Here is a 14,927-nt window from a genome sequence, read left to right as displayed (position 1 = left end):
TCGCCCGGATAGCCGGGAACACTCAGAAACAGCAGTCTGCCTGCACAGAGCAGAGTGCCGCTTCCCGCCCGGTGATTCTCCTTTCAGCAGACTTTTTATAAACGGATCGATATTTATGAAACATTTTCAGATGACTCTGCGGATACTGGCTGTCGCATTGCTTTACTGTCTGTTCAGCCCGCTGACGCAGGCTGCCACGACCCTGCCAGTAGTTCAGCCCTCAGGCGACTGTAGTGCACTGGCACAACAGGACTTTTCTGCTCAGACAGGTGCAGGAGTAAAGATTACCTCTGCCCGCAGCGAAAACAGCCCCAAAGGCAGTTACTGCAAAGTTACTGCCACCATAGCGCCGGATATTGGCGTACAAATCGCCTTACCTGCCAGCCACTGGACACAGCGTTTTCTGCAGGTAGGCTGTGGTGGCTTGTGCGGAAGTATCAATCTCAGCCTGTCCAATACCTCAGGCTGCACCCCGGCTATGAATGGTGAATTTGTAGTCGCCGCAACCGATATGGGGCACAGTGGCAGCATGATGGATGCCAGTTGGGCAGATGACCCGCAAAAACGGATTGATTTCGCCTGGCGCGCCAACCACCTGACGGCTCTGCTGTCAAAAGCAGTGATTGAGGCCTGGTACAAACAACCGCCAAAATACTCCTACTTTATGGGCTGTTCCGATGGCGGCCGTGAAGCACTGATGGAAGCCGAACGCTTTCCGCAGGATTTCAACGGTATTTCAGCCGGAGCCCCTGCGGCGTTATTTACCATTCAGAACTCGTTCTTTCATGGCTGGAGCGTCGTAGCTAACCAGCGGGCCGATGGCAGCGCTATTCTGCTGAAAGACCGTCTGGAATTAATCCACCGCACCGCACTGGCACACTGCCCGACGCTGTCCGGTGTCAACGACGGCATTTTGCAAAATCCCTATGCCTGCCACTTTTCTCCCTCCTGGTTTAAGCTGTGTAAGCCTGGCGAGAGCGATCATTCATCCTGTCTGACCGCTGAAGAACTCTCTGTGGTCAGCCGTTACTATGAAGGGGCCAGTGACGACCACGGCCATAAGTATGTGTTGGGCGGATTCCCGATTGGTTCAGAATTACGCTGGCCTGTGCCTGCCACAGCGGATGCCGCCTCGCCATCTGAATCGATGGTTCTGCCTGCCTTGCAGTCAGTACTGTTAGCACCTGGTCACAGCAAAATTAGCTCAATGAAAGATTTCCCGTTAACTGCAGCTAACTTTAAACGGGTCAATGAATATGCACCGCTGTACAACGCCACCAATACTAATCTCAGCGCTTATCGTGGTCAGGGCGGGAAGCTCATCCTCTGGCAGGGGCTGGCTGACGACTCCATCAGTCCGGTCATCTCTCAGGCGTATTACCGGGGTGTGGTGAAAACTCTGGGCCAGCAGGCGACCGACTCTTTCCTGCGTTACTTCCTGTTGCCGGGAGTTGGTCACTGCGGTGGCGGCGATGGCTATGATCAGGTCGATTTGCTGACACCATTGATGGCCTGGACAGAGCAAGGTAAGGCACCTGAGCAGTTAATTACCGGAAAAAGTCTGCATCCACAATCCATGATGCCAGCCGCCCCTCCGGCTCCGGCGAAAAACGACAGCAAATCCGATGCGAATGAAGCTCAGTTCCACGGTATGCAGCGCCCGAGTGTCCCTTATGCGTCACCGGTCCCTGCGTTAAAAGCTACCCGGCCGGTATATCCTTATCCGTATATTGCCGTCTACAAAGGCCACGGAGACGTTAACGATGCTGCCAGCTATAAGCCGGTGAAATCGGAAGCTTTTGCCAAAGTCGCCTTTGGCAATGAAGCGATAGGATGGATAGGTCCTGATAATCAGAAAAATTATCAGGTTAAAGATAATCAACTACAGGTAGTTGCGCAGAAATAATCTTCGCTTTCCGGCACTGCATTTCAGTGCCGGAACATTTTCAGGCGCTGTATCCCATCACTTTCAACAGCTGCTGTGCCTGCTGTACCGCTTCCTGGCGATGAGCCACACCCAGTTTCTGATACAAATTGCGGATATGAGTTTTAATGGTCGTGGAAGCCACGTCCAGTTCACCGGCAATCTGATCATTGCTGTATCCCGAATAAATCAGTCCCAGCACCTGCCACTCGCGCTGTGTCAGCGGGCTGGTGCGTATAAGCTCTGGTACCTGCGGGTTAGTCAGTAATTTGCTGACAAATCCCTCATCAAAATGGGCAAACTTATGCCGGTGATGCTGGTTAATCTCCCGCAGTATCTGCTCTGCCCTTCGCAGTTCCAGTTCAGGTAGCAGGTTGAGCTGGATTAACTGGCGCAGCTGCTGTGCCATCATTTCGCCTTCAATCACAAAATGGCTGATAAATCCGGTACGGTTCGCCAGAGTCAGCGCCTCCGTCAGAGCCCGCTGGGCATCGGTTTTCCGACCGGTCTGCCAGTAAAGCAGATTACTCAGTAACAGGTTGCGGTTCAGATCGCTTATCAGCCGCAGCTGGCGGGCATTCTGATTCAGCTCATCCAGTACCACTTCGGCTTCATTATATTTTTCGAGTAAGATCTGCACTCTGGCAATGTTTCGCCACTGGCCTTGCTGAAAATGATTACCTGCGACTTCCGGTTTACGGGCCTGAAGTAACCACTGGCGTGCCGCCGCTTTATCACCGGTCATTTGCCAGTAAATAACGCGCGGTTTATCGGTGTTAGTGATCCAGTCGGTATGATACTGACCGTTTTTCAGCAGCATTTCACAACGCTGTAAATGGTAGCCGGCGTTATCAATCTGACCACGGGCCAGAGCGCATTTTGCCAGCATCGCCAGGCACTGTAACTGCTGTTGCGGCTGATAATTATCCAGTACCGCCAGCCCTTCCCGTGCCGACTGCTCAGCAGCATCCAGTCGCGACCAGGACCATAACACCTGGGAACGTAAACGCAGCAAAAACTCATGCATCGGCAACTGCTCTAAATGCTGTTCCCTGACCAGTTCAAATGCCCTGTCCTGCATTTCATAAGCTGCCTGCAGGAATCCCTGGGCAATCAGAATTTCACTCTGTTGCAGTAACGCCCAAAGGGCATAATGGTAGGCCTGATGTCGCAGAGCTATTTGCTCCGTTTGTTGCATCAGTGGCAGTGCACGCACTAAATCGCCTCTGCAGTGCTGAATCTCCCCTGTCACAGAGGTGGCAACAATCCGGCTGTAGTAACTCTCATGTGGCAGATAGTCCAGCGCATTGGCGGCCAGCGCTTCGGCTTCATCCTGACGACCATCGTTAATCGCTACCTGGGCACGAAGTGCATCAAACTCGGCCATCACCTCCGTCGGTATTTCAATATGCCGCCGTTGCATCTCTTCTTCGGCAAGCATCAGTAAAGCATCCACTTCACTGTACCGGTGCTGGCTCTGCGCCAGCCAGGCCTGTAACAGCACCAGTTTTGGCTCGTCTATCAATAGTTCATAAGGCAATGCATTCAGGCACTGTTCAAGCAGCAGTAATTCGCTCTGGTTAAACAGCGTCCAGGCGTTCTGTAACAGAATTTCCCTTAGCAGCACCGTATCACTGGCACCCAGTGCATGGTAAATCGCCTCTGCAGGAAAGCCCTGAGCCAGCCAGCCTTCTGCGGCTGCCCGGTGGATGGCCGGCAGCTCAGCAGCCAGTTCTCTCTGGCAGCGCTGTCGCAAAAAACCGGCAAACAGTGGATGGAAATTAAACCATTCACCGCTATCATCCATCCGGTGGATAAACAGCCCTTGCCGCTCCAGCTCTTCCAGCCGCTGCTGACCATAATTACCGTCGGTCAGACGCATAATCAGGGCATCATTCATTGAGCGTAAAACTGAACTGCGTAACAGAAAATCGCGGGTAGCAGCATCTTCCCTGCCCAACACTTCATCCGACAGATATTCACACAGATGGCTGGCATTCAGCCCGGACAGTTTACTGGCTGACTGACGAGCGGATTGTTGCGGGGAACCGACAGACTGACGTGCGGAAAACGCGATTAATTGTAACGCTGTGACCCAACCAGCAACTTCGTCACATAATTGCCGACTGTCGCTTTGGTCAATCGGGTCTTTCAGACGGTAGTCAAAAAATTGCTGAGTTTCCTCATGAGTAAATGCTAGCTGAAGGGTCGTCAGTTCCAGAAGTTGCTCACGCACCCGCAGGTTAGCAATTCCCAGCGGAGGCAGAGTCCGGGAGAGAATGACCAGGGAAACATTTTCCGGCTGGTGACGCAAAAAGAAACGCATCGCATCATGAATTTCGTCATTAGAAATCAGATGATAATCATCAATTACCAGCAGAAGTGGCCGGTGCCAGTCAGAAAGCTCAACAAACAGCTGAGAAAACAGGGCTGACAGGCTGGCATACTGATGTTTCTGGCTCATGGCTTCACTTTTAACACAGTGCCCCCCACAAGCCTGTTGAATCGCAGCCATCAGGTAACCGGCAAAACGCTCCGGCTGATTATCACCTTCATCCAGAGAGTACCAGCCCAGATCATTGTTACCGGCAGCCCAGTGAGAAACCAGTGTTGTTTTTCCGTAACCGGCGGGGCCGGAAACCAGAGTTAAACGATACGCCGGAGCCATTGACAGCCGCTTCAGCAGTCGTTCCCTGACTACAGTATTCTGTTGCCGCACAGGGCGGCTAAGTTTAGAAGGTATCAGCATAATATCCGGCTCTTATCGCCGTCTCCGGCCTGCATCATCTTTATTTAATTAACTGAATTAATTTTTTTTTATAAATTCCACCTTTGAAATATCAATTGCAATATTGTTACGTTTTTACATATCGTTTAGTTGCTCTCCGTCACATTTTGAGCAACGCTTTTTAGAGTCTTTTCTTCTCAGGCCAGTATCCTCCGGCTACGCCCTGTTCCTCCTCCCTGTCTAATCGTTATCAGGAGGATGCCGCCGACCGCTACTGGATACAGCATAGCGATAATCTATTCCAATCATGACCAATGAATGAGGCAGGTGATCAGGTGACTTTAGATAAGACGCAATTCTCAGACGCACTAAAACGCCAGTGGCAGGGATTTGGTTTGCAGCAGGCTGAGGAGATGACTCCACATCAGTGGTGGCAGGCAACCAGTGCAGCCCTCTCCGAACTTCTCCGGGCGCAACCGTCAGCAGCAATCACAGACAAGAAACAACGTCACGTCAATTATATTTCGATGGAGTTCCTGATAGGCCGTCTGACCTCCAACAATCTGATCAACCTCGACTGGTATCAGACCGTGGCAGATACCCTGAAACAATACAATGTGGAACTGGCCGATGTACTGGAACAGGAGACCGACCCGGCACTTGGCAACGGTGGCTTAGGCCGACTGGCCGCCTGTTTTCTGGATTCGATGGCAACAGTGGGCCAGTCTGCGACCGGCTATGGCCTTAATTATCAGTATGGCCTGTTTCGCCAGTCATTCGACCAGGGCCAGCAACACGAAGCACCAGATAACTGGCAGCGCGAAAGCTATCCGTGGTTCAGCCACAACAGCGCCCTGTCGGTAGATGTGGCTTTTGGTGGCAAACTGACCCGTGACAGCCACGGCAAAGAGCAGTGGCAACCAGCCTTTACTCTGCGCGGGGAAGCTCATGATTTACCGGTTGTAGGCTACCGTAACGGCATCAGCCAACCATTGCGGTTATGGCAGGCCACCAACGTTCATCCGTTCGACCTGAGTCTGTTCAATGACGGAAAATTTCTGCACGCTGAACAGCAGGGAATTGATGCCGCAAAACTGACTAAAGTACTCTACCCCAACGATAATCATGATGCCGGGAAACGCCTGCGTCTGATGCAGCAATATTTCCAGTGTGCCTGCTCCGTTGCCGATATTTTGCGGCGCCACCATAAGGCGGGACGTAAGATTGCGGATTTACCAAAGTATGAAGTGATCCAGCTGAATGATACCCACCCGACAATTGCTATCCCGGAATTGTTGCGTATTCTGATTGATGAACATCAACTGGACTGGGATGCCGCCTGGGAGATCAGCAGCCGTACTTTCGCCTATACCAACCATACGCTGATGCCTGAAGCACTGGAGCGCTGGGACGAAAAACTGGTTAAGAGCCTGCTGCCACGCCACTTCTCAATCATCAAAACCCTGAATGCGCGATTTAAAAAACTGGTTGAGAAACAGTGGCCGGGCCAGCCGGAAGTCTGGGAGAAACTTTCCGTCCACCAGGACCGACAGATACGTATGGCCAACCTGTGTGTGGTCAGTGGTTTTGCGGTTAACGGCGTGGCGGCCCTCCATTCAGAACTGGTGGTGAAGGATCTGTTTCCGGAATATCACCAGCTCTGGCCCAACAAATTCCATAATGTGACCAACGGCATTACCCCGCGCCGCTGGCTCAAATTGTGTAATCCGGCATTATCTGACCTGATTGATCAGCGGCTGGACTGCTCGTGGGTAGACAACCTCGATGCGCTGAAGCAGCTGGAAAGTGCAGTAGATGACCCTGCGTTCTGTCAGCGTTATCAGCAAATTAAACGTGATAACAAAGATAAGCTGGTGCAGTACGTCAAACATGTCACCGGGCTGGAGCTGAACCCTGAAGCGATGTTTGATGTGCAGATTAAACGCCTGCACGAATACAAACGCCAGCATCTGAATCTGCTGCATATTTTGTCGTTGTACCGCCGGTTACGGGACAATCCAAAGGCCGATATTGTGCCGCGGGTGTTCCTGTTTGGTGCCAAAGCCGCTCCCGGGTACTACCTGGCGAAAAATATTATTTATGCGATTAACAAGGTTGCCGAAAAGATTAACCATGACCCACTGGTGGCCGGACGTCTGAAAGTGGTGTTTATTCCGGATTACCGGGTCTCGGTTGCCGAACTGATGATTCCGGCAGCTGATCTCTCCGAGCAAATTTCCACCGCCGGTAAAGAAGCTTCCGGCACCGGCAATATGAAGCTGGCGCTGAACGGTGCACTGACTATCGGAACTCTGGATGGTGCCAATGTGGAAATCGCCGAACAGGTCGGTGAAGAGAATATCTTTATTTTTGGTAATACGGTCGATCAGGTGAAGGCATTGCAGGCCGCGGGTTATGATCCGCTTAAGATCCGCAAAAAAGATAAGCATCTCGATGCGATCCTTACCGAACTGGAAAACGGTTTCTTCAGCGACGGAGATACTGATGCCTTCCGGCTGATGCTCGACAGCCTGCTCAGTGGCGGCGATCCCTATCTGGTATTGGCTGACTTTGCGGCTTATTGCCAGTCACAGCAACAAGCAGCCGATCAGTATCGCGACCGTGCCCTCTGGACCCGTAAAACGATTCTTAATACTGCCCGTGTCGGTATCTTCAGCTCCGATCGTTCTATCCGTGACTATCAGCAACGAATCTGGCAGGCAAAACGCTAAGGAGGCAGCATGGACAACAAAGCACTGGAACAGGCTGCCAGGGAGGCAGGTATCGCCTCCGGCTTTATCAATGCCCATGGTAAACAGCAGGAGACGGCCCCGGAAACCCGGCAAAAACTGTTGGATGCCATGAATTTCAGCCACCGCCCGGTTGCAGAATTTAGCCCGGTGCCCGGAGTCAGGGTATTTACCGCCGGTGGCCGGCTGGCCCTGCCGATCAGTGGAAACGGCGAATATCAGTGGCAGCTAAAACAGGAGAGTGGTACCAGCCAGCAAGGCCGGATCAGTGGTGAGATGACCCTGGTATTGCCGGGAAAAATTCCTGCCGGTTACCATCAGCTGACACTCTCCCGCGGTGAGCAGCAATGGCACTGCCGGGTGATTGTTGCTCCGAAACGCTGCTTTGAACCGGAAGCGCTACTGTCAGGGAAAAAGCTGTGGGGAGCCTGTACTCAGCTGTACACCCTGCGTTCTGAGAATAACTGGGGAATTGGTGATTTCGGCGATTTACGGCAACTGCTGCCACAGATTGCCGAACGTGGTGGTGCATTTGTAGGTCTGAACCCGATTCATGCGCTTTACCCGGCGAATCCGACCGCAGCCAGTCCTTACAGCCCCTCTTCCCGGCGCTGGTTAAACGTCATTTATATCGATGTTAATGAAGTCGAAGATTTCAGGCTCAGTGACGAAGCACAGCAGTGGTGGGCTTTACCACAAACCCGCAAACGGCTGAAAGCTGCACGAGCCGCAGAGTTTGTCGATTACAGTGAAGTGATGGCGCTGAAACTGGCCGGGCTGCGGCTGGCATATCAGCGATTTGTGACCCGCCCGGCCCGCGATCCGCAGGTGAAAGCCCTGGCTGCATTTAGTGAACATGGCGGCGAAAGTCTGAGATTACAGGCAGTATTTGATGCGCTTTACCAGTATCTGGCAGAAACCCGCGGTGAAGCCCTGGGATGGAACGACTGGCCGGAAGAGTATCATGACGCCCGTGGACCGGCTGTACAAGAGTTCTGCGAACAACATACCAGCGAGGTTGGATTTTACTGCTGGTTACAATGGCTGGCAGAGACCCAACTGGTCAGTTGCTATGAGATCAGCCAGCAGCACGAGATGCCGATCGGTTTGTACCGCGATCTGGCTGTGGGGATCGTTCGTGGCGGATCGGAAACCTGGGATGACGGGGAATTATTTTGTCTGGATGCCTCGGTAGGTGCGCCGCCGGATATTCTGGGTCCACAGGGACAGAACTGGGATCTGCGGCCGATGGATCCCTGGGTGATGACCCAACGAGGCTATCAGCCATTTATCGATATGCTGCGGGCTAATATGACCAGCTGCGGGGCGCTGCGGATCGATCATGTGATGAACCTGCTGCGTTTATGGTGGATCCCTGCCGGAGAAACTGCCGATAAAGGGGCTTATATCCGTTACCCGGTAGATGATTTGCTGGCCGTTCTGGCTTTAGAGAGCCACCGCCATCAGTGCATGGTGATTGGTGAGGATCTGGGCACCGTGCCGGTAGAAATTGTCAGTAAGCTGCGGGAATCCGGAGTCTACTCCTACAAAGTGCTGTATTTTGAGCAGGATGAAGAAAACCATTTCCGCGCGCCTCAATCCTATCCGCAGCAGGCGATGGCAACCCTGACCACTCATGATCTGCCCACCCTGCGTGGTTACTGGCAGGCCGATGATTTAACCCTGGGGAAAACCCTGGGCTTATACCGTGATCAGGAAGTATTGCAGGGTCTCTATGCTGACCGGGCCCGGGCCCGACAGGGTCTGCTTGATGCGCTGCATCACTATGACTGTATCCCGAAGAAAACCGGTCATCGTGCGGCGTTAATGGAAATGACTCCGGTACTAAACCGTGGATTACAGCGCTATGTAGCCGACAGTGCCTGTGCCTTACTGGGCCTGCAGCCGGAGGACTGGCTGGATATGGCAACTCCGGTCAATATTCCCGGCACGAATACCGAATATCCCAACTGGCGACGTAAGCTGAGTAAAACGCTGGAAGACATATTTGCCGATGAGCACATCAATAAACTGATCAAAGACCTGGATAAACGCAGGAAAAAGGTGTCGGTCGGCTAAGCACTCTGGCATAACAAGCTTCTGTTCTGCGCAGAAGCTTGTTTTACAGATGCATCCGGCAGGTTGTTTTAATCTGCCGGATAACGGGCTGTCTTAATATAACGGGGTTTTGTAAATCACCGACAACGCCTGACAGTAATTTGGCACCGCCAGAATCTGGTTACTGCTAATAAACTGATCCACCGCGCCAAATTCAGGTAACTGCTTTAATTCATCATCGGTGATCGCTGCAGCAATTGAATGTTCTAATTTCAGCGAATCCACAAAGGTAAATTCTCTGTGATGAACGCTGGTCATTTCCGGCGCAATCGCACCGGGAATCTGTTTTTCTACCTGCAGATTAGCAACAAAAAGGCAGGCATTATTGATGCTCTCTTCTCTGGTGTGCTGATCTTTTGCGGTAAGAATACGCTCTAACAACGGGGATAACTCCGCTGCACATACCAGAGTTGAAAAACAGGTTCCAAACCATTTGGGATAAGGAACATAGACTTGTTCGGTCAGCATGGCTAAGCGCATAATATTTTCGGCCATACGTACCGCAATTATCGTCGCCCCTAACCTGTCATTCACACTATCTGCCCTGCCGATATAAGCCCGTTCTTCTGCGATTTTCCCCCACTGAGCAGCAATCTTATACAGCCACACCTGTTGTGGAAAATAAGCGAATTTCTGCCTGAACGCGGTTAATTCACCAGTGTCATCATGAAACACCTTTCCGGCAGTAATCAACAGCAGAAACTGCTCGGAATAATTCAGCCATTGCAGGGTTTCCAGCCCGCGGGTGAGGTCTGTTTGCAGGTACATCCGGCTCCACATACTGAGGGTATAGAGTTCAACCCCATGCCAGGACCCCAGCATTTCCGGATACAAATCAGGTGAATTCACAGGCCGACACCCATTGGGGTACTTTACCGAAAAACCCTGAAATGATTCTGGTAAATGAGTATCCATAACCGACATAATTTCAGCGGCGACAGTTTTAAAATTATCTTCCGGTAAAAAAAGCTGCACACAGGGACCAAAATCATGATCAGTTGAGACAGAATCATCATATCCCAATACTTCAGACCCCCGCCCCATCCGGGCACAGGCATATTTTATTTCAGGAAAGAACCTGAGCATTATGGGTTTTACCACCTGTTGGTAAAACAGCTCCGATAAATTCAGACCACTGATTTGATTCATGAGCATCCTTAATAAGGGGTAATCTACCGACAGGCAGTGGCATCACCAGTGACTAATTCAGACCGTTCACACGGGTTCATCTCAGCATGGATCATCAGGAATTGCGGCCATCCTTCCTTTTATATTCCAATCAGATTTTCCGCATTAACCTGTCCCTGCTCAACGTCAGATTCTGACTGAGCGTCAGGATGACGTAAAGCCATTGGATACAAGTATGTTTGAGTAAGCCGGGGGCAGATAAAGTTGAGAAGCTTTTACCTGGATTTGTTCTGTTCGATAAATACGGAATTGGGAATATATCAGGGGAGAGCCTTCTATGCTGATTATAATCTTCGGGAAAGAGAGCTGTTAATTACGAAAACCTACTTCTGAGCTTGCCAGACAGTACAACAAAAACTCACCTTATGACCAGGCTTATGAATATATCAACACTGCAGTCGCCGGTGAAACTGTTACCCAAATCCATACCGATAAAAAACGGCTGACGGGTATGGCTCGCTGGTTGCATTAGTATCACCGAAAAAATTAGCATCACCGGCAAAAGTGATGTAACGACAAGGGGATCAGTTGGCCCCTTAATCGTCATAACCAGATCACTGTGCTTCAGAAGTCGTTTTCTCTTTCCTTCTGTGCTTAAAGAATTCATGAGTTTCACGCATCCTTTCAGCCTTGAGTCGGATCGCTTCTGCCAGTGACAGTGGCGGCCTGTATGTTTTCTTAGGTTTAGAATTCAATAACATAACCTCTTCCCTCTGGTTCCAGATTACTGTGAATCTGTTTGATGTTGTATCTGCACCTGAATCGCAGCATCACAATATTGTACAGTCTTGATAATTCAGGAGAGTCAGCAAGAAACATGTAACAATATGGCTTGTGTCTAGTGTAATGCTGCACAATACCCTGGTCAATTATTGTACTCAGCTTATCCGCATTGTTCGAATCCGGAGGCACAAAATTTTGGCCTTTTTCTATGTTGCTCACCAGGTCAAACGCAATTTCGTAACACCCACCAATGCGATTTAAAAATGCAGGTCGAACGCCGGTCAAAATTCCATCGGGAATGCCTATACAGGAATCACAGTATTCCACAATTTCATTAAAATGAATTTCGTACTCATGCGGATACACCTTCACCGAATACATCATCCTGTGCCGGTCATCCGGCATAACAGCCTGAACTTTATCGAAAATGGCCATAGAAATGAGATCATCCATGTTGGGAACTATCATCCTGATTCTCTGGATTGGTTATCCAGGTACGCTGGCACCACGCTTTCCATAAAGCCAAACAATGCTCCGGCAAACACCACTTCCCGGTGATGACATGGCCTGAACGCAGGCCTTATCTGGAGGCCGGTACTGGCCAGTCAGAAAGATACTGGCTTCGATAAAACCGTCAGGGGCCGGGATTGATTATAATCTTCATCGACGGGGAAAGGAGAAACAGCGGCATTTTTGCGTTTCGGTTCTCAACATTATTAGCTTATCGCTGTCTGGTTCCCTGGCGGGACAACTTTCCTGTCACTGCTCCACCCGGGCAAAAGATATATAGCAATCCGCCGGCTGAAGATAAGCGCAAAGGCTGCCGTCCGGAAGCCAGTAACCTGTTCCCTGAACCGCACAATCATTGGATAAAAAAAGCGACCGTTAACGGTCGCCGAAATGGAGGAAATTCACAAGTCACACACCCATTGCTGAGATTAAGCGCAATTCATCTTACCGGTCAGCCCTTAACACCTCCCGCTGTCAGCCCGCCTACCAGCCAGCGTTGAGCTATCAGGAACACCGCAGTAATCGGGATAGCTGACAATATTGCGGCTGCTGCGAAATCGCCCCACAGATAGTTTTGCGGATTCAGATATTGCTGCATGCCGACCGCCAGCGTATAGCTGTTTACATCGCGTAATAACAGCGATGCAACCGGCACTTCGGTAATCGCTCCGATAAACGACAGAATAAAGACCACGGCCAAAATCGGCACCGAGAGCGGTAACAGCACCAGCCGGAAAGCCTGCCACGGGGTGGCACCATCCAGCGCCGCCGCTTCTTCCAGCGAACCATCAATAGTTTCAAAATAGCCTTTAATGGTCCAGACATGCAGAGCAGTACCTCCCATATAGGCGAATATCACCCCACCGTGAGTATTCAGCCCAAGGAACGGGATATAGTTACCCAACCGGTCAAACAGTGCATACAACGCAACCAGTGACAGTACTGCCGGGAACATCTGAAAAATCAGCATCGCTTTCAGTACCGGACTTTTGCCACGAAATTTCATTCTGGCAAACGCATAAGCCGCAGTGGTCGAAAGAGCGACGATCCCAACAGCGGTAATCCCCGCAATTTTCACCGAATTCCACAGCCATAACAGCACAGGGAACGGCGGTGGAGTGATCGACCCGTCACTGTTAGTCACCGCGATCCCCAGAGCCAGTTTCCAGTGATCCCATGAAATATGTTCCGGGATCAGACTGCCGGTGGCGAAATTGCCGGGCCGCAGTGAGATAGCAATCACCATCAGTAACGGAAACAGGATCAGTGCCAGAAAACACAGCAGTAACAGATGAGTCACCAGCAACCTGGCTTTCTGTGATTTTGGTTTAACCATAGACATAACCGGCAGCTCCTTAATCAAATTTCATACGTGATGCTTTCAGATTCACCAGCGCCAGCACACCCACCAGCAGGAAAATCAGTGTGGCAACCGCTGCCGCCAGACCAAAGTCCTGACCCCCTCCTCCTTCAAAGGCGATACGGTAGGTATAGCTAACCAGCAAATCGGTATGCCCTGCCGGAGTGGTAGTACCCAGCATATCCGGCCCCCCGTTGGTCAGCAGTTGAATAAGTACAAAGTTATTAAAGTTGAATGCAAAACTGGCGATCATCAATGGCGTCAGCGGTTTGATCAGCAACGGGAAAGTGATCCGCAGGAAATTTTGCAATGGAGTTGCTCCATCCATTGCCGAAGCCTCATACAGATCATCCGGGATCGCTTTCAGCAGCCCCATACACAGGATCATCATATAAGGGTAACCGAGCCAGGTATTGACGATAACTATCATGGTTTTAGCCGTCAGAGGATCGCTAAACCATGATGGTTTAATGCCAAACAGTGCGTTAAGCATCAGGTTGATCTCACCAAAACTCTGGTTAAATAACCCTTTAAAAATCAGTATCGAAATAAATGCCGGTACCGCATAAGGCAGGATCAGTAACATGCGGTACACTGCTTTACCTTTCAGTTCCTCCCACTGCACCACGCAAGCCAGCACCATGCCAACTGCCACGGTAAATACCACCGTCAGTAATGAAAACACCACGGTCCAGATGAAAATCGAAACAAAAGGCTGGCGGATTCCTTCATCTTCAAATACCCGCAGGAAGTTACCCCAGCCAATGCCTACGGTGTATCCGGGACTCAGTTTTTCCGCCTGCCACTCTCCCTGGCTATCCACCGCCTGATAGAAGCCGGTTTGCGGATTAGGCCGGTAGAGCGTGCCAGTCTGTACATTGGTCAGCTGCTGATTTTCGCTGTTCAGACGATACAACGGTTGAGTGCCGGAAAACTGACGCAACGAGCTCATTCGCAGGGTTTCACCGTCCGGCAGTTGCACTGCCAGCTTGCCCAGCGCCAGGCGGTTTTGGGTAATCACCCGCAATCCGGCTTTCTCTCCGGCCGGTAATGTCTGCGCCGTCACCGGAATATTCTGCGCGTCGGAAGCATTCAGGCTGAAGGGTGCCGACAGCAGTACCTGCGGATTGTCATCGCTGGTAAGCGCCAGCTGCCACTGGTCACCTGCCGGATACAGGCCAAAAGTGAATGTTTTCCCCCCCTGAAATTCGCGGCTCAGTAATACCGACTGAGCACGTTCAAAGGTCAACTGGTTAGTGCTGCTGTAATTGGTAAAAGCAATGGCGATAGTGCAGACCAAAGGGAACAGAACAAACAGCGACATACCTGCCAGTCCAGGATAGAGATAGCGCCACGAATAAGCATGGCGGTTGGCATAGATATACAGCCCGGCGCCGGAAATAATCAGCGTCACTATGGCAAACAGATACTCACCCTGCGCATACATCAGCACGATCAGATAGCCGGTGATACAAGCGAGAATGGCAAGAATCAGCCATTTCAACACAACACCTGACGGACTTTTTTTGGCTACTGGCATAAGAGCATCCTTGTGGAAGCACTGCACAACCGTCTGGCTGCGCAGTGTTTTTTCTTTATCTGAATCTCACTGTTCAGTGCGGCGTA

Annotated in this window: 8 protein-coding genes; 3 read left to right on the top strand and 5 right to left on the bottom strand. The window is 51.1% G+C overall.

Annotation, left to right across the window (positions count from 1 at the left end):
- Positions 1-115 precede the first annotated feature (115 nt).
- A complete protein-coding gene (locus A7K98_RS03120) occupies positions 116-1,906 on the top strand; it encodes a tannase/feruloyl esterase family alpha/beta hydrolase (RefSeq protein WP_087487256.1) in 1,791 nt (596 codons plus the stop codon).
- A gap of 40 nt (positions 1,907-1,946) precedes the next feature.
- Here the strand turns inward: A7K98_RS03120 and malT are convergent, their stop codons facing one another.
- A complete protein-coding gene (gene malT / locus A7K98_RS03115; RefSeq protein WP_087487255.1) occupies positions 1,947-4,673 on the bottom strand; it encodes an HTH-type transcriptional regulator MalT in 2,727 nt (908 codons plus the stop codon).
- Between the two features lie 293 nt (positions 4,674-4,966).
- Here malT and malP point away from each other — a divergent pair, with 293 nt between their 5' ends.
- Both malP and malQ read left to right on the top strand, forming a co-directional pair.
- A complete protein-coding gene (malP, locus tag A7K98_RS03110; RefSeq protein ID WP_087487254.1) occupies positions 4,967-7,384 on the top strand; it encodes a maltodextrin phosphorylase in 2,418 nt (805 codons plus the stop codon).
- A gap of 9 nt (positions 7,385-7,393) precedes the next feature.
- Positions 7,394-9,481, top strand: coding sequence for a 4-alpha-glucanotransferase (gene malQ / locus A7K98_RS03105; RefSeq protein ID WP_087487253.1), 2,088 nt, complete (start codon positions 7,394-7,396; stop codon positions 9,479-9,481).
- A gap of 93 nt (positions 9,482-9,574) precedes the next feature.
- Here malQ and A7K98_RS03100 read toward each other — a convergent pair whose 3' ends face one another.
- The 4 genes from A7K98_RS03100 to malF all read right to left on the bottom strand — a co-directional run bounded on the left by A7K98_RS03100 (position 9,575) and on the right by malF (position 14,841).
- Positions 9,575-10,369: a DUF4037 domain-containing protein gene (locus A7K98_RS03100; RefSeq protein ID WP_157665833.1), complete on the bottom strand. Its 795-nt coding sequence runs from the start codon at positions 10,367-10,369 to the stop codon at positions 9,575-9,577.
- A 1,023-nt stretch (positions 10,370-11,392) separates the two neighbouring features.
- The gene (locus A7K98_RS03090) at positions 11,393-11,884 is read right to left on the bottom strand and encodes a hypothetical protein (protein ID WP_087487250.1); all 492 of its coding nucleotides are present in this window, start codon (positions 11,882-11,884) and stop codon (positions 11,393-11,395) included.
- 508 nt (positions 11,885-12,392) lie between these two features.
- A complete protein-coding gene (gene malG, locus A7K98_RS03085; protein WP_087487249.1) occupies positions 12,393-13,283 on the bottom strand; it encodes a maltose ABC transporter permease MalG in 891 nt (296 codons plus the stop codon).
- Positions 13,284-13,296: 13 nt separating this feature from the next.
- Entirely contained in the window at positions 13,297-14,841 is a 1,545-nt protein-coding gene (malF, locus tag A7K98_RS03080) for a maltose ABC transporter permease MalF (RefSeq protein WP_087487248.1), read from the bottom strand.
- Between the last annotated feature and the right edge of the window lie 86 nt (positions 14,842-14,927).

The organism is Tatumella citrea, from assembly GCF_002163585.1.
In the GTDB taxonomy this organism is placed as follows: Bacteria; Pseudomonadota; Gammaproteobacteria; order Enterobacterales; family Enterobacteriaceae; genus Tatumella; species Tatumella citrea.
This window is presented reverse-complemented; position numbering and strand designations above follow the sequence as displayed.

Excerpts from the sequence above, each read along its gene's own strand:
- A7K98_RS03090 (WP_087487250.1), bottom strand. The coding sequence starts at position 11,884 with ATGGATGATCTCATTTCTATGGCCATTTTCGATAAAGTTCAGGCTGTT.
- malF (WP_087487248.1), bottom strand. The coding sequence starts at position 14,841 with ATGCCAGTAGCCAAAAAAAGTCCGTCAGGTGTTGTGTTGAAATGGCTG.
- malT (WP_087487255.1), bottom strand. The coding sequence starts at position 4,673 with ATGCTGATACCTTCTAAACTTAGCCGCCCTGTGCGGCAACAGAATACT.
- malQ (WP_087487253.1), top strand. The coding sequence starts at position 7,394 with ATGGACAACAAAGCACTGGAACAGGCTGCCAGGGAGGCAGGTATCGCC.
- malG (WP_087487249.1), bottom strand. The coding sequence starts at position 13,283 with ATGTCTATGGTTAAACCAAAATCACAGAAAGCCAGGTTGCTGGTGACT.
- A7K98_RS03120 (WP_087487256.1), top strand. The coding sequence starts at position 116 with ATGAAACATTTTCAGATGACTCTGCGGATACTGGCTGTCGCATTGCTT.
- malP (WP_087487254.1), top strand. The coding sequence starts at position 4,967 with ATGAATGAGGCAGGTGATCAGGTGACTTTAGATAAGACGCAATTCTCA.